The 22,391-nt window shown below is 56.9% G+C and carries 19 protein-coding genes and 1 tRNA gene; 6 read left to right on the forward strand and 14 right to left on the reverse strand.

What is annotated here, in order from left to right:
- Positions 1-671: 671 nt before the first annotated feature.
- The 8 genes from E1958_RS10815 to tpiA all read right to left on the reverse strand — a co-directional run bounded on the left by E1958_RS10815 (position 672) and on the right by tpiA (position 5,717).
- Positions 672-756, reverse strand: a tRNA-Leu gene (locus E1958_RS10815).
- On the reverse strand, positions 721-966 hold the full coding sequence (locus tag E1958_RS10820; protein ID WP_133511887.1) for a hypothetical protein: 246 nt from the start codon (positions 964-966) through the stop codon (positions 721-723). Before E1958_RS10820 ends, E1958_RS10815 begins: the two co-directional genes overlap by 36 nt.
- A gap of 579 nt (positions 967-1,545) precedes the next feature.
- Positions 1,546-1,896: a DUF4870 family protein gene (locus E1958_RS10825; protein ID WP_133511888.1), complete on the reverse strand. Its 351-nt coding sequence runs from the start codon at positions 1,894-1,896 to the stop codon at positions 1,546-1,548.
- Positions 1,897-1,974: 78 nt separating this feature from the next.
- Positions 1,975-2,394, reverse strand: a complete 420-nt coding sequence (locus tag E1958_RS10830; protein ID WP_133511889.1) for a hypothetical protein — start codon at positions 2,392-2,394, stop codon at positions 1,975-1,977.
- Between the two features lie 139 nt (positions 2,395-2,533).
- Complete coding sequence (locus tag E1958_RS10835) at positions 2,534-3,202, reverse strand: WVD2 family protein (RefSeq protein WP_133511890.1); 669 nt, start codon at positions 3,200-3,202, stop codon at positions 2,534-2,536.
- Positions 3,203-3,509: 307 nt separating this feature from the next.
- Positions 3,510-3,719 carry a hypothetical protein gene (locus tag E1958_RS10840; RefSeq protein ID WP_133511891.1) on the reverse strand — a complete coding sequence of 70 codons (210 nt, stop codon included), beginning with the start codon at positions 3,717-3,719 and terminating at the stop codon, positions 3,510-3,512.
- A gap of 287 nt (positions 3,720-4,006) precedes the next feature.
- Positions 4,007-4,498 (reverse strand): preprotein translocase subunit SecG, encoded by a 492-nt coding sequence (gene secG, locus E1958_RS10845; RefSeq protein WP_133511892.1) that lies wholly within the window; start codon positions 4,496-4,498, stop codon positions 4,007-4,009.
- Positions 4,499-4,955: 457 nt separating this feature from the next.
- Positions 4,956-5,717 (reverse strand): triose-phosphate isomerase, encoded by a 762-nt coding sequence (tpiA, locus tag E1958_RS10850; protein WP_133511893.1) that lies wholly within the window; start codon positions 5,715-5,717, stop codon positions 4,956-4,958.
- Between the two features lie 1,057 nt (positions 5,718-6,774).
- Here tpiA and E1958_RS10855 point away from each other — a divergent pair.
- Together E1958_RS10855 and E1958_RS10860 are read left to right on the forward strand one after the other, a co-directional pair.
- On the forward strand, positions 6,775-8,214 hold the full coding sequence (locus E1958_RS10855) for a Mur ligase family protein (RefSeq protein ID WP_133511894.1): 1,440 nt from the start codon (positions 6,775-6,777) through the stop codon (positions 8,212-8,214).
- Positions 8,215-9,320: 1,106 nt separating this feature from the next.
- Positions 9,321-11,369 (forward strand): pentapeptide repeat-containing protein, encoded by a 2,049-nt coding sequence (locus tag E1958_RS10860; RefSeq protein ID WP_133511895.1) that lies wholly within the window; start codon positions 9,321-9,323, stop codon positions 11,367-11,369.
- A 328-nt stretch (positions 11,370-11,697) separates the two neighbouring features.
- Here E1958_RS10860 and E1958_RS10865 read toward each other — a convergent pair whose 3' ends face one another.
- The 6 genes from E1958_RS10865 to E1958_RS10890 all read right to left on the reverse strand — a co-directional run bounded on the left by E1958_RS10865 (position 11,698) and on the right by E1958_RS10890 (position 18,780).
- Complete coding sequence (locus tag E1958_RS10865) at positions 11,698-12,771, reverse strand: PilW family protein (protein WP_165742316.1); 1,074 nt, start codon at positions 12,769-12,771, stop codon at positions 11,698-11,700.
- On the reverse strand, positions 12,768-13,232 hold the full coding sequence (gene pilV / locus E1958_RS20275) for a type IV pilus modification protein PilV (RefSeq protein ID WP_089728430.1): 465 nt from the start codon (positions 13,230-13,232) through the stop codon (positions 12,768-12,770). Before pilV ends, E1958_RS10865 begins: the two co-directional genes overlap by 4 nt.
- 465 nt (positions 13,233-13,697) lie before the next feature.
- Entirely contained in the window at positions 13,698-15,191 is a 1,494-nt protein-coding gene (locus tag E1958_RS10875; RefSeq protein ID WP_133511898.1) for a hypothetical protein, read from the reverse strand.
- Positions 15,192-15,235: 44 nt separating this feature from the next.
- Positions 15,236-15,859 carry a hypothetical protein gene (locus E1958_RS10880; protein WP_133511899.1) on the reverse strand — a complete coding sequence of 208 codons (624 nt, stop codon included), beginning with the start codon at positions 15,857-15,859 and terminating at the stop codon, positions 15,236-15,238.
- Positions 15,860-15,930: 71 nt separating this feature from the next.
- The gene (locus tag E1958_RS10885) at positions 15,931-17,901 is read right to left on the reverse strand and encodes a B12-binding domain-containing radical SAM protein (protein WP_133511900.1); all 1,971 of its coding nucleotides are present in this window, start codon (positions 17,899-17,901) and stop codon (positions 15,931-15,933) included.
- 363 nt (positions 17,902-18,264) lie between these two features.
- Entirely contained in the window at positions 18,265-18,780 is a 516-nt protein-coding gene (locus E1958_RS10890; protein ID WP_133511901.1) for a SixA phosphatase family protein, read from the reverse strand.
- 499 nt (positions 18,781-19,279) lie between these two features.
- On the opposite strand from E1958_RS10890, the gene E1958_RS10895 reads away from it, so the two are divergent.
- From E1958_RS10895 to E1958_RS10910, 4 genes are all read left to right on the forward strand, one after another.
- Complete coding sequence (locus E1958_RS10895) at positions 19,280-19,945, forward strand: ankyrin repeat domain-containing protein (RefSeq protein ID WP_133511902.1); 666 nt, start codon at positions 19,280-19,282, stop codon at positions 19,943-19,945.
- A 40-nt stretch (positions 19,946-19,985) separates the two neighbouring features.
- The gene (locus E1958_RS10900; protein ID WP_089730015.1) at positions 19,986-20,273 is read left to right on the forward strand and encodes a hypothetical protein; all 288 of its coding nucleotides are present in this window, start codon (positions 19,986-19,988) and stop codon (positions 20,271-20,273) included.
- An 808-nt stretch (positions 20,274-21,081) separates the two neighbouring features.
- On the forward strand, positions 21,082-22,038 hold the full coding sequence (locus E1958_RS10905; protein ID WP_208108592.1) for an arylsulfotransferase family protein: 957 nt from the start codon (positions 21,082-21,084) through the stop codon (positions 22,036-22,038).
- The gene (locus E1958_RS10910; protein ID WP_207787957.1) at positions 22,029-22,256 is read left to right on the forward strand and encodes a hypothetical protein; all 228 of its coding nucleotides are present in this window, start codon (positions 22,029-22,031) and stop codon (positions 22,254-22,256) included. The genes E1958_RS10905 and E1958_RS10910 overlap by 10 nt, the downstream gene beginning before the upstream one ends.
- Positions 22,257-22,391: the final 135 nt, after the last annotated feature.

Raw genomic sequence — 22,391 nt, forward strand, 5'->3', positions numbered from 1 at the left:
AAGGACTTTTTTAAGGATTCGGACTGCCAAGGATCATGGGAGGAGTACCAGCGGACGTTTTGGAGTGCAGCCTGTCTGCCGCCAGGCGAGCAGTAACCTCGCCTCGATGCTTACCGGAACCTCCAGCCCTGAGCATAAGCCGGGTCGGCAAGTGGCACCATCCTGCCGCCGCTTTGGATTTGGCAATGTATAAGGGTGTTGCGGCCAGGGGAAGCGCCGTCGCCGCGGCATGTGGAACCCTAAGGGCCGGATTGCCGACCAACGCCGCTGGTATCCCCGTGGCTGAGGTTAACTCGGGCCGCTTACCGGCACACTCAAAACAGTCAGAGTCCATAAAGAAACCAACTTTTAATCCTCAGATTGCAGATTTCCACAAATGAAACGAAATCTGCGCGTATGCGGATAGAATCGTCAGTCCCGGATGATCGCATAAAGGGCAACTTTTTAATCCGCAGATTGCGCAGATTTCCACAGATGAAAAACCAAACAATCCATAAAAATCTGCGTAATCTGCGGATAGAGTCTAGTATGTCAAGTCCCGGATGATTGCATGGAATTTTTTTTTAAAAAGCTGGGGCTGCTGGGCGTACCATGCTTGGAGTGTCTGCAGGTGGGGGTGGGGGGAATGCACGGCTGGAAGCCGGTGGCTGGACGACCGGCAACTTGTAAATTGGTGCCGACGGCCGGAGTCGAACCGGCACGGCTTGCGCCACTACCCCCTCAAGATAGCGTGTCTACCAATTCCACCACGTCGGCAAAGGCATCAATTTTTTTCGACAATCCCGATAAAGCTAAGTTTTGAGTATCTACATTATAGATCAGGTTTGAGTGAATACGCCCGACTAACGCTTCTACGGACAAATCAGGTCTCGATCCTTTCAAGCCTGAACCGCTTTCAACTACCGAATCATGGATGGCCTTGATTTCATGCCCGGACAGGTGTATTAAATCATCCAATTCGGTCATCTTTTTTTCAAGTTATCTAAAGCTCGGGCATATTGATCTTTGATTTTTTTCGTAGCAGATTTTACCTCGCCTAGTGTAGCAACTTTAACCCTTTTACCCGAAATCACAGTAGTCGTAGTCGCAACCCGCTTTTTGGTTGATTCCATCGTTTCAATTACCTCTTGTTATTTTATGGGCCACGGATTTGATAAACTATCTGTTCGGTGGTGTTCTAACTTTGTTGTTTCCGAGTTGCATCCGGTTTCACCTTAATATCCTGTTTTGGTCGGGAAGGGCCAACCTGCCGTTCCAAGCATTGGTCCCAACATCCCAAGCCGACAGGATGTCGGCGCTCCAGGGCTGCGAGTCAGGCTGGGACCGCCGTCTTTCAGACGGCTTTCGAAACCGCTCTTACGGATTTCGGCGCTGCTGTACGCGTATCGTCTACTCGGTAACAACAAAATTAGAACACTACCCGATTTTCTTTGACAATCCCGATGCGGCCAAATTCTGAATATCTACGGTTGTGACGATTCTTCCCATTATTTTTCCAAAAATGGTGACAGTGACACCTAACCAACACTGACTATGTGATAATCCTTATGTGTACATTTCCTTGCCGTCAAGCAAACGTAGCCAGCCTCTCACAATCCGGTATATAATCCAAATCATATTTACAATGAGAATGACATACCCTACCCCAATAAAGTACGTAACCAAGCCTAGAATCAGCCATAACAGGCTGAACCAAAATGTCCTGATCTGCCAACGGAAGTGAGAATCAAGCCATGTTTCTTGTACGTCACCTCTTTTTATATAGTTGATTATGACGGCAACGATAAAGGTGATTCCGAGCAAAAACGAGGCAGCTTGAAGCGCATAAACGACAGTGGTTATTGTTGTTGCTGGTTTTATTTTTTCATCATCCATAGTTACAAGTTCTTTACTCATTTCTCCCCCTCATTTGTATTAAAATCGGTGCTGACACGGGTGCGGTCTCTTCCGGTTGGGCCCGCTTTCGGAACAACATCAGAAACGTCTGCGAGAATGCCTTGTTAGACAACTTTTGAGATCCATGTATTTTACCGGGATCAATCGATGTCCGATCATATCCACCGCAGCTCCACACTGCTCAAGAACAATGTAGCCAAGCAAAGGTTCATATTCGCCGCCGTTCGGTTCCATATCCGCAAAAAGCACTTCATTATAAACTGATCTGAATCCTTCTACTTTTATTGTGACTGGTCCGCATACAGTGCCTTCGACAACTTGTTGCGTAGCAGTCTGCAACTCAACCACTTCCTCCGTGCTAAATGATCCGAATTGTTCTTTCCAAGCTGAAGGTAGGGTTAGATAACTTACCCCCGTGTCGACAAAGGCATCAAGTTTTTTCGACGCTCCCGATGCGGCCAGGTTTTGAATATCCAGGGTTGTAACGATTCTTCCCATATTTTCATTCTCCCAACTCCTTTTTGAGCGCCCAACAGGGAAAACATATAGACTGGGGGGGTAAGGTACGAACCCCAACGCTTGCTCCGAAGTAACAATTCGTTGGGGTTCGCAAGCTCACACCAACCACGGGCTTTTTCTATTTTAATACTTTTATGGATTTAATTGAGACGCTTAAGCTATTTACCTCATATGGAAGTGTCATGGGATCATCGTAATCCTGGGTGGTAAGAGGCAAGAAAAGCGGACCCAGCCACGTAGTTCTAGATGTTTTTTGTACTGTATTTATTTTTCTCTTGAAGTATTCATAATCCCCCGAAGAAACTACTTCTTCAATAGTTCCAGAATATGATTTTCCGCTCCATGTTGTTTTCTGGTCATTCACACCCATGCCGACCTTTCCATGTGCTATACTCTTAGTTTTGAAAGAATAATGGATTGTAATTCTTAAATCAGTATAAAGAAGTTTGTTTCTGACTTTGATTTTTAACTCAACGCCTTGTGAGTATGGTTCAATTTGCTGTGTAATAAGTGAAATATAATTCTTTCTTTCTGAATTTCTTGCATTCCGTAGTTTTGCAATTTCTTCCTTTTTCATTTTTTCTCTTCTTTTTTGCTCCCGCTTTTTTCTTTCCTGCTCCCGTTTTTCTTCTATCTTCCTTTGATTTTCTAGCCTCTCATTCCTAGCTTTATCCGTTTCATATCCAATAAGTTTTGCCCCTGATTCGTAGGCATCACTAAAAGAGCTGATATCACATCCCACCAGAAAGGGTGATAATATTATTATTAATGCAATGTTTTTAGTCATCTTTAAATCCGCATCCGAGGCAGTAATTCGTTGGGGTTCGCAAGCTCACCCCAATCCAATGCCATTAAGTTAAACGTTACCCGTCAGCGAAAAAGAGGAAAAATGACGAATCACGCGAATCGGCGCGAATGGATCGCGCGCTTCGTCGTTTTCTCTTCCGCATCCTGACCGACCACGACAAGCGCTCAGCAGCTAACTTAATGGCATTGTACCCCAACCTACGGGCTATTCACCAAGAGCAGTCCAGAACCCGAAACCCCCAAATCCTTCGTGAACCGCTCTTTGGCGTGCCCATTGAATACTTGTCTTAGGCTGTTACTTCACCAATATTGAGACTTCCGTGATGTACTTCGCGCCCACGCACATAGATTTTCCCATGTGTTGATGAACCTGAAATGGTTACGTAACCTCTTGTGTCAGTAATGCCAGATTTCATACCCCCTCCGTCAAAAGAAACATTTACCTTGGTATTCTTAGCCACAGAACCATCTGGATACACAACCTTGAATGTAGGCATACCTTTATCCTCGCGTCGTATCTCGTATAACATTTCCATTCCGGTCGTAGTGCGTTTCATGAAAACCCTTACACATCTTGCAGTACTCGTTAAAAATTTTGCTCCCATCGTCGAACTCTGTTGTTGTGTATTCTCTCAGACCGAGTTCACCGCACCATCTACAAGTCTCTTGCCTTTTTTCTCTTGGCATTGTCAATTCCCCTCATGCTTCAGCATGCATGAACGATATTTAGACCCTGAGTGCATTGCACCGTCCTGACAGGAGGAGTAGATTATTCTTCCGCCCCTTACCGAACTCCACCATCCACCGGCGTCGGCACATCCGGTACCGAGGTGGGCACGACCTCCTTCGGTTGGGCCACCTCCAGGACTGGAGCCTGTGGCACGCCGGCGGCAGGTGCCGCAGCTTGCGGGACCACCGGCACGTCGTTCTGGTTCGGATCACCGCCGGTACCCGGAACCATCGGCACATCCTGCCGCGTCTCGACGGGTACAGGCACGGGACTCGCCGGTATCTCGACGCCTTCCATCAGGCCCTTGGGCCCCTCTACCTGGCTCGCGAAATAGGCCAGTGCCATGCTGGTGAGAAAGAATAGGGCGGCCAGAACGGCGGTGGAGCGGGAGAGAAAGTTCCCGGAGCCACGAGCGCCGAACACGGTCGCGGACGCACCGCTGCCGAATGCTGCCCCGGCGTCGGCCCCCTTGCCGTGCTGAATCAGGACCAACCCCACCAGGCCAATGGCTAAAAAGAGATGAAAGATATTGAGGACGATTTGCATAGTCTCTGTAAGAGGCTGTCTAAAAATTAAGATACTGATTTTAGGTCATAAAATCTGTAAATTTGCGCTCGTTCCCAGGCTCCAGCGTGGGAACGCTGTCTTGTCCGCTCCAGCGGACTTAGCTCCTCTGTACTGATCGGCGTTGGCGGTTAGCCTACCGAGGCACTTAATCGACGCTGGAGCGTCAGATCCCTCCTCCGTCGGGACCAGGTCTGCTCCCACGCTGGAGCCTGGGGAGCCAGCCGAACAGTCTCTAAGGCTTTACCGCTACCCCTGTTTTAACCCTCTCTCGCCTAATTTGATCCCCTCTCCTCAACCCCTCTCCCGGCGGGAGAGGGGCTTTTGCGACACCCTCCCTGGGGAGAGGGGTTTTAGGGGCCGATGCAACGATTCGTGTCCATTCGTGTGCATTCGTGGTTCTTGTTCCCGGCTGTTGTGCTCAGGTGTGCCAGCGGCATCAGACGCTGTCGTTGGCGGCCTTGCAGATACCCAGAAAATCCTTGGCCTTCAGAGAGGCGCCCCCGATCAGGCCACCGTCGATGTCCGGCTTGGCCATCAGCTCGGCGGCATTGTCGGGCTTCATGCTGCCGCCGTATTGAATCCGCAGCTTTTCGGCGACCCCCGCGTCCCGCGTCTTGATCCGACCGCGGATGAAGGCGTGCACCTCCTGGGCCTGTTCCGGCGTGGCGGTCTTACCGGTCCCGATGGCCCACACCGGCTCGTAGGCGATGACGCCGTCGGCGAGCGCCTTGATGCCCTCCAGCTTGATCACCGCATCCAGCTGGCGGGCGACGACCTCCTCCGTCACGCCCTTCTCACGCTCATCCAGGGTCTCGCCCACACACAAAATGGGCTTGAGACCGGCGGCCCGCGCCACGGCGAACTTCTTCGCCACCAGGGCATCGTCCTCACCATACAGAGTCCGGCGCTCCGAGTGACCCACGATCACATAGGTACAGCCGAAATCGAGCAGCATGGAGGCGGCCACCTCGCCGGTGAAGGCGCCGGACGTCTCTGTGGATAGGTTCTGACCGCCCCAGGGAATCGGCGTACCCGCCAGCTCGGTCTGCGCCTGGGGAATAAAGATGTAAGGAGGACAGACCGCGACCTCACACTTATCGATAGCGCCGATCCCGGCCTTGATCCCGGCGAGCAGCTCACGCACGCTCCCCACAGACCCGTTCATCTTCCAGTTACCTGCGACCAAAGGCTGACGCATAATCACCTCCTCTAAAAAGGGCGTAACCATAGCTTTTCGACCGTTGAAAATCAACCGCCAAGCGGTGCGCGATAGGGGGAGAGCTACCAGCTACCAGTCACCAGCTACCAGCTACCAGCTACCAGCTACCAGCCAGAGCGGTGGGCACAGCCCACCCTAACAATCCCTTTGCGCCTTTGCGGTTCAAACCTATCTCCTTGCCCAGGGTGATGAGCCGATTTTTTCCTATCGGAAAATCCGGCTCAAACCATAAACCGGGCAAGGACAAGTGGGTTGGGCGCGCCGCCTACCTGACTGGTAACTGGTAGCTGGTACACCTGCGCGTAATTAACGGAAACATTGCCTGTAACCATTCGATCCCCTCTCCCCGGCCCCTTCGCTGCGCTCGGGGCAGGCTCTCTCCCGGTGGGAGAGGGGCTTGTTGTGCCGGTCCGGAAGCATTCGGGTTAATTCGTGTCCATTCGTGGTTCTTGTTTCCGGTTTTTGTACGCAGCTGTACTAGTACCCAGTTTCATCCAATTTTGCTGGTTGTCATTTCGAGCGTAGCGAGAAATCCTTGTCCCGACGAAGGAGGGATCTTGTGACCTTGTGATTGTCTCATCACCCAAGATCTCTCCCTGCGGTCGAGATGACAGAGACTGGTTTTACCGAAAAATTTTGCTGAAACGGGGTACTAGGGGGCGTTCTCAATTGAGCTAACTCATCATTTTCTCTCGTTCCCACGCGCCGCGTGGGAACGCGGAAGCTCCGCGCCGCGGAGTGTCTCGGAAATTCGTAGCCACTGCTGCATGGGTCTGATGTGCTTGATTTTCATGAGGATTCAGCTCAATTGAGAACGCCCCCCAGATCCTATTGACATTTAACGCTAATCGACTGTTTTCACCTGTTGAATGACTGCAACATTCCGGCGGTCCGCACAGCGGACCCTACGCTAACCATCTGATTGACTGTAGGGTCCGCTGTGCGGACCTTTTAAATATCAACACGCCCTAGCAGCTGGTAGTTGGCAGCTGGTAGAGTGCCACCGGAATCCCCTCGGTGGAGAACCAAAGAACCCATGCCTTCCGACCCGCTCACCAAGCTGCTCGCGACCACGGCATTTGCCTGGCGGCGGGAGCCGGTATCCCCTGTCCCGCTCACCGATATCCAGTGGCGCGCCGACGCCTGCGGGCCGGGTTCGATCCTGTTCTTCCAGCGCCTCGACGACGGTCGCGACGATGCGGAGCTCTACCGGCGCTACCTGGCCGACGGCAGCTTTTCCGTGCTGGTCACCAACCGCATGCTCGATTGTTTCGAGGCCCTGCCCGGCAAGGGGATCTTCGTGACCCGTCCCGCTGACTGGCCGCGGACGGTGGGGCGCTTTTGCGACCTCCGCTACCCCCTCCCGGAGATCGCCGGCGGTTTCATGGGCATCACCGGGACCAACGGCAAGACCACCACCGTCAAGTATCTGGAATCCATACTCCGCGCCTATGAGCAGCGGGTCCTCACGGTCGGGACGCTCGGCGTCTCGCTCAACGGCGAGCCGCTGGCCCGGACCGGCTTCACCTCCCCGCCCCAGATCGAGCTACGCCGCCTGTTGCACGTCCACCGAGGCCGCTACGATGTGGTCGTGCTGGAGACCAGCAGCCACGCCCTGGACCAGGGACGGCTCCACGGCATTCCGCTCCGAAACGCGGGTTGGACCAACTTCTCCCAAGATCACCTGGACTATCACCGGGACGAGGCCGCCTACTTCGCCGCCAAGGCCCGTATCCTGGATCTGATCCGGGACGGTGGTCGGCTCTTCTGCACCAGCCCGGAGGTTATTTCGCGCCTGTTGGAACCGGGAACACCGCCGGTCCCGATACAGCCTTTGAACGCGGCGAATTTGGGGCCGGAGGCAGTCGCGGCCAAGCCCTTTCTGGCCCTGATGCACAACCGGGAGAACTATGCCCTGGCCGCGGCCCTGGCTGACACCCTGCTCGGCCCAGGGGAACGCCCATACTGGCGGTATCTGGAGGTGGTAGACGGACGCTTCGAGTGCCGAGTCATTGGTAACCGCACCCTGATCGTGGATTTCGCCCATACTCCGGCCGCCCTGGAGACCCTCCTGACCGCCATCCGGCATGCCTTCCCGGACGCCGGTGTCCTGACCCTGTTCGGCTGCGGCGGCGATCGCGATCGCGGGAAACGCCCCCTCATGGGCGCCGCGGCGGCGCGTCACTCCGATTATGTGATCCTGACCTCGGACAACCCCCGCAGCGAGGACCCGGAGCGGATCATCGGCGACATCCTCACGGGCCTGCCCGGCACGGGCCGAGAGGTCGTGGTCGAGCGCCCGCAGGCCGTCGCCCGTCTGTTCGACCTGCTGGCCGAGCGCCCAGCCGACGAGCCCTGGGTGGGGCTGATCGCCGGCAAGGGCCACGAACGCTACATCGACCGCGACGGCTGCAAGACCTACTACAGCGATCAGGACGAAGTGGAACGCAATCTGCGGCGCCTCGCCTGGGTCTGACCAGCCGCCGGCTTCCGGTGGCTGGTGGCTGGAAACCGGCAATGCACGCTTACCACCTGATTAGAGGATGCGGTTTGCTGCGCTCACTACGCCACTGATGCGGTTCGCGCCGGCCGTCAATGCCATCCATGAAGCGGTATACCGCGCTCACCGCATCCTACGGGCTGATACGGTTCGCCGCCGGGCGCGTCCCACGCCCGGCGGCTCACCACATCCTACACTCAAGACGAGGGCCGCGCGGGTCGGCAGTGCGGCGGGGAAGATAGGCGCAGGGGTAGAGCTTTCCGCCACCCGGTTCCTTGTTTGAGCCGAGTTTTCCTATAGGAAAATCGGTCCCTCCCCGTAGGAAGATGTCGCAAACGTCCTTTCGAACCACAGAGGGCCGTAGGATGCGGTGAGCGCGGTAGGTCTTACAGGATGGCACCACCAGGAGGCGCGAACCGCATCGATGGATGCCCGTCGCGAACCGCATCAACCCCCATAAAGGCACCTTGAAAAATAGGTATTTTCGACGATCAGGCGATTCTAACCCGTTGCTTATTCAAGCATACCGTTGACGAAAAAGGTGCCCGTAATCGAATCCCGAAAGCGCGTGCGCGATGTCGGGCCCGGGCCATCCGGCGATGCGGTTCGCGCCGGCTGTCAATGCCATCCATGAAGCGGTATACCGCGCTCACCGCATCCTACGGGCTGATGCGGTTCGCCGCCGGGCGCGGGACGCGCCTGGCGGCTCACCACATCCTACACTCAAGACGAGGGCCGCGCGGGTCGGCAATGCGACGGGGAAGATAGATGCAGGGGTGGAGCTTTCCGCCACCCGGTTCCTTGTTTGAGCCGGGTTTTCCTATAGGAAAATCGGTTCCTCCCCGTAGGAAGATGTCGCAAACGTCCTTTCGAACCACAGAGCCCGTAGACCAGGGACGGTCGCATCCCGCCCCAGAGGACACAGAGGACACAGAGAAAGGCACCGGCCAATTCTCTGCGTTCTCGGTGTCCTCTGTGGTTTAAACTTCGCAGATTGGCAGATCCCGAAGGCGGGATGCGCTGCGCTTTCCTGCCCGACGCGGGTTACGGGTCGTATCGGATTTCCGGAGGGATAGATCGGGATGGATACTAGCCGGGACAAAGATCTCTGGGCGCTCGAAGAGACGGATCGCCTCGCCGAGCTCGCGGTCCTGCGCACCGCGGCGGACGAAGCCGCGCGTCATGTGCGCGTGCTCTATTTCACCTTTCTCCTGTTCGCCTTCTATGTGGCGGTCATCGCCCTTTCGACTACCGACGAACAGCTCCTGAAGGGAACCGGTACCAAGCTGCCGTTGCTCGATATCGATCTGCCCCTGGTCGAGTTTTATGTGATTTCTCCCTTGCTGGTGCTGATCTTCCATGCCCATCTGCTCAATCAGTTCTTCCTGCTGTCCCGCAAGCTGTTCAACCTCGACCGTAAGCTGGGATCCCTCCCGCCGGAGCTGCAATCCACCCAACGGGAGCTGCCTTTTCCTCTGGTCTTCAGCCACCTGATTGTCGGTAGGCACCATCCGCGGCTGATCCGCTGGGCATTCAGGATAGCGGTTATCGTCACTGTCCTGCTGACCCCCATTGTTCTGCTGCTGGTTATCCAATGGAAGTTCCTGCCCTATCACAGCGAATGGATCGGCTTCGAGCACCAACTGGTGCTCACCCTCGATCTGGTGCTGCTCTGGGTCTTCTGGCCGCTCTTGTCTTCCCGCTCCGGGCGCTGGCACGTGCGCCGGCCCAAGTGGGGTGTGCTGGCATCCACGGTCTTGCTGTTCTATGCCTGGATCCTGTTGGTTCCACCCGATGGTTGCATCGAACGGCTGGTCGGTTACCAGGAGTGGTTAAACAGGATGATTCATCGCAATCTGGAGCTGCCCGAACGGACTCTGATGCGCAAGGAGCCCCCGGCCGAGCTCTTGTTCAAGGCCCGTGGGAATGCCGAAGCGGAGAAGTGGGTCCGGCAAGAGGCCGGTGAGGCACTGGAGCTGCGCGGACGGGATCTGCGCTATGCCGATTTCACTAAAAGCAGGCTGTGGGATGCGGATCTCCGCGGCGCAGACCTCCAGATCGCGGATCTCACAAGGGCTCAGCTCCAGGGCGTGGATCTCCGGTGGGCGCAGCTCCAGGGCGCGGATCTCCGGTGGGCGCAGCTCCAGGGCGCGGATCTCCGGTGGGCGCAGCTCCAGATCGCGGATCTCTCCTGGGCGCAGCTCCAGGGCGCGGATCTCTCCTGGGCGCAGCTCCAGGGCGCGGATCTCATAGGGGCGCAGCTCCAGGGCGCGGATCTCTCCCGGGCGCAGCTCCAGATCGCGGATCTCTCCTGGGCGCAGCTCCAGATCGCGGATCTCAGGGAGGCGCAGCTCGAGGGCGCGGATCTCTCCTGGGCGCAGCTCCAGGGCGCGGATCTCCGGGAGGCGCAGCTTCAGGGCGCGGTTCTCATAGAGGCGCAGCTCCAGGGCACGGATCTCAGGGAGGCGCAGCTCCAGGGCGCGGATCTCAGGGAGGCGCAGCTCGAGGGCGCGGATCTCTCCTGGGCGCAGCTCGAAGGCGCGAAGCTCTGGGGGGCGCAGCTCCAGGGCGCGAAGCTCCGAAAGGTGGTGGTCTACGGGACCAGGTTCCAAGACGCGGAGCTCTCGCTCGCCGATCTACGGGAGCTGCGCTGGCCGCGCGACGAATGGGAAGGGCTGCGCTCCGTGTTCTCGGAGATCGAGAAACTGGAGGCCAAGCTGGAGCAGGCAAGTGAACACTGGTCCCAGGATGGGCGGGAACGGGTCGAGCGGGCCATCGATCGCTTCTGGTCCGTCGCCTTCGACCTGCCTGTGCAACCGACGGCGATCTCACCGCTCCAGGGATTCGAGGTGATGCACGATTGGCGGGGCCTGTTCGCGGACTGGCCGGCGCCGCCGGATGCGGCCGAATTCGAGCCAGCGCGCGCGGACTACCGCGCCGGACTCGCCTGCAACGACCGCTACATCGCTGAAGGGATGCGGCGGCAGGCCGAGGGTAATCCACAACCGCTCGATGGTGATCCGGCGTTGGCATTGGACGAGGGTGATCAGGCATTGAAACAGGCACTCCGGGCCAGGGCCGAATCCGGGGAGTGTCCCGAGCTGGCCGAGGTGCTTGAGAAAAACCAATGACCGTCCGCCGCGCCGCGCGGGGACGTGGAAGGACCGTAGGGCGGGAAAGACCAGGGACGGTCGCATCCCGCCGGCAGGCTTTTCCCTGGTTCCCACGCGCCGCGGAGGCTTTTGGCGGGATGCGCTGCGCTTTCCCGCCCGACGCGAGCTTCGGTGTTCGGTTGGATCACAGGATTGGGGCGCGCCGTAACCCGACAGACGATGATGGGAGCCAGCCTAGGATGTCGGGTTACGGCGCGTTCAGCCTCGGTTGTCCACGCCTGCATCGCAAGGCGCGCCTAACCCGACCTACAAAACTTAACTTAATGGCATTGGGGCACAGCCCACCCTAGGGCAGCCGATTACGTAGGCCGATGGTCAACAAGAGGGTCCTGCGCAGCCGCTTGTCGGGGGCGGTGACCAGGGTTCCGTCGAGCGCCGGGTAATGCTGTTCCGCCTCCGCCATGTGGTCCCGGAAACCCCGTAGCAATGCCCAGATCCTTACCGCGGTCACGTCGTTCCAGTCGGTTACACCCGCCGCGGCAACGAAACGGTCCGGTGTTCCATCGGCATCCGCATCGGTGTTCTCTCCGTAGAGGATCTGCATATCCTCCACGCCTTCGACGAGCTCCTCCGTGCGGCCCCTGCTCGCCTTCCGATAAAGCGCCGGTTCCCCACCGGGGTTGTGCGCGATGTAGTAGATGAAGGTGCCGTAGCGGATAATTTCCGAGTCGATGCCGAACCGCTCGTCCGGCGGCGCGGCGGTACCACCCCATGTCCCGTCGGAGTTGCCCGGAACGAGGCCGCCGGTGGGGTGGGTGATGGCACCGGAATCGTCGATCGAACCGACCTGAAAGATCCGGGCCTTTTGACAATCGCTGATCAACAGATAATCGCCGGGGCAGATCCCGTTGATGCGGTTGGTGCCGCCGGTACAGGCCTTGGTCTCCCGAGACCTTACAACCGCGAAGACCTGCTGGCCGGAGTTTTCCCTGCGCACGCCGGAGGCATCGCCTTCAGGTCCCCGCACCAGCAGCACGTCGGTGCCCGCGATCGGAACCCGGCGCGAACCTGCAAAGGTACTCGCCAAGGGTTCCGGCAGTATCTCCGACACTTCGTCGAAGCCCTCGAGACCGGTCTGGAAATTATTCTCCGGGGCACTCGGGTTGTTCAAGGTGTTGAAGAAGAGTCCGTCGCCTCCGGCGCAGCCGCGGTAGCCGGCACCCCGGATGTCACGGGTGAGGAATTGCACCACAAAGCGTTGGTTCTCCTGCAAACGGCTGGCTTCGAGTTGAACCAGGAAATGCTGCTTGTTGGAGACGAAGAAGAGCAGCACCGCGGATACCGTCAGCACCCCGAGCGCGATCCCTACGAGCAGCTCGACCAGCGTGAAGCCGGCGCTGCGCTGGAGCGAAGGGCTCACAATCTGGTTGCGGATACGAATTGCTGACTCGAGCGCTCGGAAAGCCCAAGGCTGTCGTCCCATTGGATGGTGACGGTGACGCTATTTCCGCTGCTGCCGATCGCTCCATCCCCGGACGGCAGCGAGCAGCGCAGGCGTTGCTTCCACTGACACAGGTCGCTGTTCTCGATCGGGGTGGATGGACACGGTGCTTGGTCACAGGTTCGGGGCGTGGAATCGAGGCCAATGTCATAGCCCCCATTGTGGGCGACGGTACGGTTCGCGCGCATGCGCTCAATCATTTCGTCGGCGAGCATGCTGGCCTGGGAGCCTTTTTCCGCGCTGTATGTGCTTTTAGTGCCGGTCATCTGCAGTGCCGCCAGTCCCATGAGGCCGAGCGCCAACACAAAGGCCGTCACCAGGGCCTCGATCAAGGCAAAGCCCCGATGGCCCTTTATGGATTCCGGACTGCCAACGATCATAAGAAGGGTTCCACCGGACGTTTTGGAGTGCGGCGGCAACCTCACCCCGATGCTTACCGGAATCGACAGCGCCAGGCATGAGCAGGGGGTCGGCAAGTGGCACGATCCTGCCGCCGCTTTGGATTTAGCGATGTATCCGTTCCCAACACAGGTGTTGCGGCCAGGGGAAAGCGCCGTCGCCGCGGCGCGGGTGGAACCTAAGGGCCCGGATTCCCGGCCAACGCCGCTGGTATCCCCCGTGGCTGGGGTTCGATGCGGCCGCGCCGCTTTGCCGGCGCACTCCAAAGCCAATGCCATTAAGTTAAGCGTCACCGACGCGGTTTGCGATTGATCGTGCGCTGTTTTTTTCGCCCTCTCCCCAACCCCTCTCCCGCGGGGAGAGGGGCTTTGAGGCTTAACTTAATGGCATTGACTCCAAAGCAGTCCGGAATCCATAAAGAGCCACCCCGATCATGCCTCTTTGCATTATTTCTCATAGACAACCCGCTTGACGCGGGGGTTTCCCAAGGCCTTGCCCATCCAGATGTCTCCCCGGTTCCATAGCTGGTCATAGAGTGGGTCATAGCCGATAAAATTCACGGCAGTAGGGGGAGTCACCACACAGGTATCCGTACTGCATTGCTTGACCATCTCTCCGGTTCTCTCCATTTCCCTGGCATACCTTAGGGCTGTACCCTCTATGACCTGCAACCACCCTTTTCCGATATTGGAATCTACCTGTATTAAGTCCCAAAAGTCGGTCTTCGCCCTTGGGGTCTGCCGGTTTACTCCCAGGCCGTCAGCAAAAAGATGGAGTACGAGAAAAGCACTCAATGGAATCGCAATCAATCTATAAGTGTTGGCCTGCAATTGCAGTCGTTGCCCGTATGATTCGAATAACGCGGCGATCGTACCGAACCAAAGGATGGTCACCGTGAAGAATATCAGATCCACGACCCTTTCCGCTAAACTATGGCCTCCGGTACCATATAGGAGAGGAAATAATGAGACGGGAGTGATCAATAAAAGACCTGCAAGCCAGTAAAGCGGCGCACCAAAGGTAAAGACGTTCCCGAGTACTTGCCGTTTACTTGCCAGTAAGAGCACCCATAGCAGCCCGGCGGGAAGGAGCAGGCTGTCCGCCAGCCAGCTGGTCCAAAGGTAGACGCTGACCCCCAGTGATTGCCATAGCGCAGGCAGAATCCTCCCTTCGGTTCCATATGCACCCATACGTACGAAGTTGCCAGGGGCAAGCACCTCGATAATGAAAGAGGCGAGTAAGCAGGCGAATAGTATCCAAAGATAGATAGACGGGCGCCTGGAGTAAAGATGATAAATCAGTATGGCTGCGGTAGTAATCCCCAGCAATTGTATCATGCTGATCTCGTTGGTTCCGATAGTGAAGACGCCGAGAACGACGGTTCCAAACCATGCGAACCAATTAGGCTTGGGTAATTTCAGTTGCCTGATCAGAAGGCCCGTAAATAGCAGTGTGGCAATCAGACCTGTATGATAGGGGATTATGGCGTCGAACCTTAATAGGCTGTCGTACGTATTGCTCAGTTGGTGCAGATAGAGCACGAGTACCAGTGCGGTGATCAGGGTGGCGGATCGGCCGGGCATCATGCCCCGAAATAACCACCAGGTGCTGACGGGAATCAGTAGCAGATCGATCAGGGCAAGGAGCCGAAAAAGCGTCAGATTATGCCAATACGGCCAGGCGGTTTCCAAAGCCACGGCAGTGTAACGCCCCGTGTGTGTTTTATACCAGTAGGCCTGAAGCTCCCAATACCCCATATCGGGAATCTTTCCATGCCACTTACTTATGAATTCCCACCCGTGGATGCTGAGCGGATAGAGGCATTGAGTGGAGAAGAGAAATGGGAAGTAGGCCAAAACAGCCAAGGCGACCGCTAACCAAGGGATCGGATCCCGGGGGGTATCCTTTATCTCTTTTGTGCGCGTCCCAATATTGCCCACCTTTCCAATCTCTGTTCTTTATCCGAACACTTTTTTTACCGGGATCACCAGCGCCAGGGAATGACCATGTTGCTGATGCTTTGCATGGGATGCCTCATGGTGTGGTCCATTTCGTGCACCGAGTAGTTCATGTTGCGCATGCCGAGATCCATCATGGACACATGACTAGTCATCGCTTGCATGGTCTGGTTCATAGTAGTCATGCTGCCATCCATATTGGACATATTCTCCCGCATACCATCTATGTTATTACTCATCACCGTCATGCTTTTATCCATAGTGAACATATTCTTGCGCATGCTGGCCATGTCGTCACCCATCCCTGTCATGCTGTCCTTCATGACCCACATGCTATCGTTCATTGTCTTCATGTAAGAGGTCATTTCTTTCATTGCCTGATTTAAATCATACATGAATTTGGCTATGAAGGGTAAGGCAACAGCGGAGAAGATAACCAAAATAAAAATCGCCCCCATCAATGCCTTCTCTCTCCGCTCCATTTTCCTTTGGATTAATTTCTCGTGATCGTCCATCTCATTCTTCAGCCGATCGAATCCCCGTGTCAATTTATCAGCGATCAGCTGAGCACCGGGCGATATGGGACGACCGTTCGGGTCGGTATTTACGACACTGTTCCCATTCCCATTTCCATTACCGATTGCCATCATCAGACCCCTCAGTTGAAAAGTAATTACCTGATCTTCGCTGCATGTCACATTCCGTGTGATTATATACCAACTCAGGCCCCCGTCTTAACACGCTTGGCTGCAAACGCGCGCTGCTTGTTCACGAATTCCTGGGCCGAGTCAGTGGCCGTGAAGAGCGCCAACCTGTCTTCCCCGCTCTGCCCGACGGGCGCCATGGCGATATCCGTATAGGCCTCCGGGTCGGGGTCCGCTAAGACCCTGGCCAGGATCCGCCGATAACGCCGATGCATACGGAAGGCGCCGGTGAATTTATTCAGGTGTTCCCAGGCAAGCTTGGGATAGAAGACCAGCGGGTTTTCGATCGGGAATCCCGGGCGGCGGTCCCGCCGCACCTTGCGCCGGATCAGTCCGCCCTCCAAAGGGTGCATACCCTCATGGACCACCGGGGCGTGGAAGGCGAACAGCTTGGCCATCATGTTCTCGGGATCATAGCCCCAGGCGCGTGCGCGCCGCAGCACCGTGGCGACATGCGCTTCGGTGTAATACAGATCCCAGGCCTCGCGGTAGATACCCTCCCACTCCGCCTTGGACATCCGTGGGTGGTCCATGGTCACGTGCTGGGTATCGTAGTTGTTCAGGTCGGGATCTAAAGGAACCCCCTGCTCTACCAGGCGCTGATGGTCCTGGGAGCCCGGAAGGGGTGTCAGAACGAAGAATTCCAGGATGTCAACGGGCAGCTCGCGCTTGATGATCTCGATATCCCGGCGAATGGACTGTGGGGTATCGTTCGGGAAGCCGAGGATATAGCCTGCGTATGTCAGCACGCCCGCGCGATGCCAGGCCTGCAGCAGGGCCCGGTAGTCGGTGATCTTGTTCTGGCCTTTGCGGGCGCCCTTCAGGGCATCCGGGTTGATGCTCTCCATGCCGATGAAGGTACGGGTGACCCCTGCCTTCCCTGCCTTCTCGATGAAGCCCGGTATCCGATGAGATTGAGTATCCACCTGGGTCACGAGCCGGAGCTCCATACCTGACGCGCGCAGTGCGATCAGCCGGTCGAAGATCGCCTCCCAATTGCGGTTGCGGGCGAAGTTGTCGTCGGTGATGAAGAAGTTGGTGATCCCGTCCTGCGCGCCGGTACGCACCAGCCGCTCCACATCGTCCGCTGTACGGTGCCGGGACTTGCGGCCTTGGACATTGATGATGGTACAGAAGCTGCAAAGATACGGGCAACCGCGACCGGCATCGAAGCTCGCGCGCTTGCCCATGGTCAAACGCACCCGATCCGGAGGCAGATAGGGCGCGGGCGTGCCGCGCAGGTCGGGAAGGTCGCTCAGAAAATCGTAGACGGGCCGGAGCTGGCCCCGTGCGGCGTCGCGCAACAGGTCGTCCAACCGGCCCTCCAACTCGCCGGCGAACAGGCTGATCCCTAAGTCCAGGGCCTCCCTGAGCTCCACCGGCATGGCTTCGAGCATGGCCAAACAGCCGCTGACATGGAAGCCGCCGATCACCACGGGCAGCGCGGCGGCGCGAAAGCGCCGGCCCAGATCCAGGGCACGCGGATACTGGTTCGATTGCACTCCGACCAAGCCGACCAGGGCCTTACCACCATCCCTTCGGACCGCGCGTGCCAGCCTCTTTACATCGACGCGCGAGTTAGTCTCATCCAGAGTCCGGATGCGGATCTCTATGTCTTCGCCGAGGACCTTTCTCGCGGCCGCGTCCCTGGCGATGCCATAAACGGCGGCCAGACTGTTCGACGGCAGGGAAGAGCGCAACCACTGGATGACGTAACCCGCGTCATCATAGTGGGAGGGCTTGATCAATAGGAGATGGAACCGACGCCGCCCGTTCTTCCGGATAGGTAATCGATTCTCATGAATCGTCTGTAACGCCGATTCCTCCCACCCTTGCCGTTGTTCTTCCCGGTTTTGGGTAGAAACCCATTCTCCCGCCTCGCTCGATTGGTACCGCGCGAACTCTTCGTCACTGTCGAAATCTTCACGGGTTAAGACCCGCGGTAATTTTGGTTGGCTCTTTATGGATTCCGGACTGCCAACGATCATGGAAGGGTACCACCGGACGTTTTGGAGTGCGGCGGCAACCTCACCCCGATGCTTACCGGAACCTACAGCGCTCGGCATAAGCGGGGGATCGGCTAGGTGGCACGATCCTGCCGCCGCTTTGGATTTAGCGATGTATCCGTTCCCAACACAGGTGTTGCGGCCAGGGGAAAGCGCCGTCGCCGCGGCGCGGGTGGAACCTAAGTACCCGGATTCCCGGCCAACGCCGCTGGTATCCCCCGTGGCTGAGGTTCGATGTGGCCGCGCCGCTTTGCCGGCGCACTCCAAAGCAGTCCGGAATCCATAAAGAGCCTTTTGGTTTACTCACGGCTACCAGGTATCAGCAAACGGACGGGATGCCTGGGGTCAATCCACGAGGTTGCGCGGGCGGGTAATGGTGAGGAGCTGGGCGCAGCCCCAGGTCAGGGTGCTCCAGTCGTCCGGCATCTCCAGCCGCGCCAGGGTGGCGGTGGGGAGCAGCTTACTGTCTGCCTGCCGGTCCAGCTCGTCGCCGGCAAGATAGAGCACCAGCTCCTCCAGCCCGGGGTTATGCCCGACCAGCAGGACGATCCGCGCAGCGGGGGAGCAGCGTCCCAGCAGGTGCACCAGGTCCTGGACATCCGCCCCGTACACCTCATCGTGCCACTGGATCTTCTTTTTTTTATAGTCCATCGACTTGCAGACCTTCTCTGCGGTTTGACGGGCCCGTTGCGCCGGTGAGCTGATCACTAGGTCGGGGACTAGCCCCTCCCGGTAGAGCCATGCGCCGACGCGCGGCGCGTCCTTCTTTCCCCGCTTGGCGAGAGGGCGTTTGAAGTCACCGGCGTCGCCCGCGCTCCAGTCCGATTTGGCATGACGAAGGATTAAGAGCTCGCGGGGCATATGGGAAGAGGGCTCGGAGCGATGCAAAAAGGGCAACCAAAGGTTGGCCGGTGATGAAGTCCGTATCCCTATGTAACATATTCGCAATATTTCGCAAGCCCGATGATGGGGTTGCGGCCGGCCCGTGACCCGGAGCGAACCCAATGCCATTGAGTTAGCTGCTGACTGCGTGTGGTGGTCGATCAGGATGCGGAAGGGAAAACGACGGAGCGCGCGCATCGGCGCGAACAAGATCCCTCCCTGCGGTTCGGGATGACAATTTCGCGCGGATTTGCGTGACTCGTCGTTTCTCCTCTTGTTTGGCGACCGGTAACGCTTAACTTAATGGCATTGAGGGCGAACCTGTATGAATCCCTGAAAACATGGCCCTGTAGTTGTGTTTTCGGCAAGCTTTATACGCGCTCGCCTTGCTGTTCGGGTCGAATGGTTGCGGCGGCCTTGCCCCAAGACTTACCATGCAAGGCCTGCGTTCCAACCCAAGCTCCGAAATCAAGACCAAATGTCCCCTGTCCGTGTCCCCGCCGCCCTCGCGCTCGTGGCCCTGTTGCTCGCGGCCTGCGGCGAGCCTCCACCACCGACCATCAACCTCTACCGCGCCATCCAAGGCGGCGATCTGGATCAGATCAAACGCCACATTTACTGGGGTACGGACATCGACCGGGCCGATCCTCGGGGTGAGCTGCCCCTGCACGCGGCGGTCCGGCGGGGGCGTCTCATCATCGTCCGCGAGCTGCTGAAGAACGGCGCGGACCCGAACGCGACGAACCAGGCGGGAGAGACCCCGCTGCAAGTTGCCCTGGTCGCGGGTAGGACCCAATTGGCCGCCATACTCATCGAGGCAGACGCAACGGATGACCCCCAGGCGCTGTTGTTCATCCTCGTCCGAGACGGCGTAGACGACCGGGACTCCCTGGCGTTCTTGACGCGGCGCGGCGCGGATGTCGATGCCAAGGACCAGTCGGGTGCCACGCCTTTGCACATCGCCGTCGGCGACGGGCAGCGGTTGTTGACTAAACGCCTGATCGATCTCGGTGCAAATGTAGACGCCCCGGATGGCGACGGAAGGACGCCCCTCTCCGTTGCGATCGAAGACGGCAACCAACCGATCATCGAGCTGCTCGAGCGCTTCGGCGCCCGGGCCGAACCGGCAACATCCACGCGCTGACATCTAATCCGGACACGAGAAAGACAAGGGGGATATCCGAATGGCGGAAACGGTAGACGAGCTCACAGTCAGCTACAGCGAAGGAGAAACCGAGATCGTCCAGGAGCTCGACAAAGCGATCCTGTCCAAAGGTAGCTGGGCCACGGTGCTCTTCCGCTATCGGGAGTGGGATCGCACCAAGGAGGTCTATGGCCCGGAGAAGTACAGCATCCGCCGCTATCAAAAGCGCGGCGGCGAGTTCCGCCAGCAGTCCAAGTTCAACATCTCCGGCAAGGCACAGGCGCAGGCGTTGATCGAAGCTTTGCAGAAGTGGCTCGATGGGCACTAAGGCGATTCCGCATCCTGATCTATCACGACAAGCGGTCAGCCGGATCCCACAACCAACGCCGGTAGTGGTAAATTCATAAGTGTTAAAGTAGAGCGATTCATCTTTTTGATCCCCTCTCCCCAACCCTCTCCCGGGGGGAGAGGGGGCATGGCGGCCAGTGCCGTTGGTCATGTTCCAACTTAGACATTAACCACTACCCCAACGCCAAATAATCCAGGACCGCGCCCGAGACCGGCACGGCGCCGAACGTGGCGTAACGCAACCCGACGCTCGGATCCATTTTAACCAGACAGCTTCTTGATGGCCTTGAGCCGCAACCCGGCTCCACCACCCTGTCGTGGTCGGGACAGACCCATGCAGGCCCACCTCGTACATGAAAAAGTACCTTCCCGTTTTTGGAATTATCTGGCTGGTTGCACTGGCCTGTTTTATCTGGGGCGCTGCCATGGTTTACTATGACATATTTCCATACCGCCTACTTATGCCTCCTTTTAGACAAGTAATTGAATTTTGGAAGGGACACCCGGCCGATAATAGGTCATTGGTACAACGACTCCAGGATGAGCTGATATTGAATCCTTTCGCCTTCGCCATGAACCCGTTACCCTTTCCCATGCAACTCCAGTTTAGACCTGTAGATACCTCTTCCTATCGAGGGCCGAGCATAGGATACCTCGATCAGGCTCGGTATTATTCGGATACCAGCCGGAAGGAGTATTTTCTCATTTATGGAGGCTTTATCTCCGAGGATACACATTGGGGGGCCATTCTGATCTCTACGGAAGGCCGAGTACTACGAGGTTGGTCCATGAAGCCCCAGGAATATAGACTGATAGATGGTGGTATCGGTCTGGCAATTTCGAAGACCGGAGATTTGGCAACCAATACCTATGGTGTACTGATGAGTCATAGCTGGTGCGGTGAAAAGAAGTGGGAAGCCAAGCAGACAAAATCACCCGCGTTAGCTGGGCGCGAGATCCCTTACTCCGATACGATATACCATCATGATATCACCTATCACGAGGGAAGGTTTTACACCTTCTATGGGCAGGAAATCGTGTCCGTAGACGAGAACACGGGAGAGATCATAGAGCGAATACACATATTGGAACTTATTCGATCGGCAAGAGATCAGAACCTGGCTCTCTTTGATCCGAGATTCAGGGATGTGGTACTCTTCTATGATGTTCATAGGATGAACAAAAGCAACTGGCATAAAATAGTGGTTCCGGATCCCTTTCATCCCAATAAGATTGATGTTCTATCCCGGGACCTTGCGGATAGCTTCGATGACTTTGAAGCAGGAGATCTGTTGATCAGCTTGCGAAATCTGAATTTGGTTTTCGTATTCAGACCCAAGACATCCAAGATCCTGTGGTATCGCTATGGCCTCACCTCGTACCAACACGATCCGACCTTTCAGCGGGGCTATATCGCCGTCTTTGATAACAACCCACTTGCAAACTCAGGGCCTAGCTCACGAATCGTCACACTGGGAGTGAAGGATCATACGCGATCGACTTTGTTTGATCTGAGAATCTGGGGTATAAGCATGCGCATACATGGAAACTTTGAGTTTGATGATGATAGCAGCTTATTGGTGGTATCAGATGACAACAATGGGCGTGCTGTGGTAGGCTATCTATCAGGTAAGCCGATATTTATCTTCGAAAACAGGCTTGAGTCGGGAAAGAACCTTCGGCTGAAAAACATTACCCGAGTATCTCCACACCAAGTTGAAGAATGGAGCGCACGATGCAATTAATCATCTGGAAATGGGTTCTTATTGCCTCATTAATCGTCTATCCGACGGTCGGCCTTACCTATGTCGGCCCCGGGTTGGGCGTAGGTGCCCTTGCGTTGATACTGGGTATACTCGGGTCTGTATTGCTGGCCTTATTCACCATCTTCTGGTACCCGCTCAAACGTATGTTGCAACGTTGGAAGCAAAAACGGACCGGAGAAGATGCCGACACGAAATGAAGCAGCGAGTTGAGGGGACCTTGAGAAATCTCTTCTCCGAGATTTCTTAAATCTGGCGATCGCGGAGCCTGGTCTCTGAATACTCATTTTCGTGCACTTATGCGCGCGTTCAACATCTCCGGTAAGGCACAAGCG

It is taken from the genome of Candidatus Thiosymbion oneisti, assembly GCF_004359955.1.
Lineage (GTDB): Bacteria > Pseudomonadota > Gammaproteobacteria > Chromatiales > Chromatiaceae > Thiosymbion > Thiosymbion oneisti.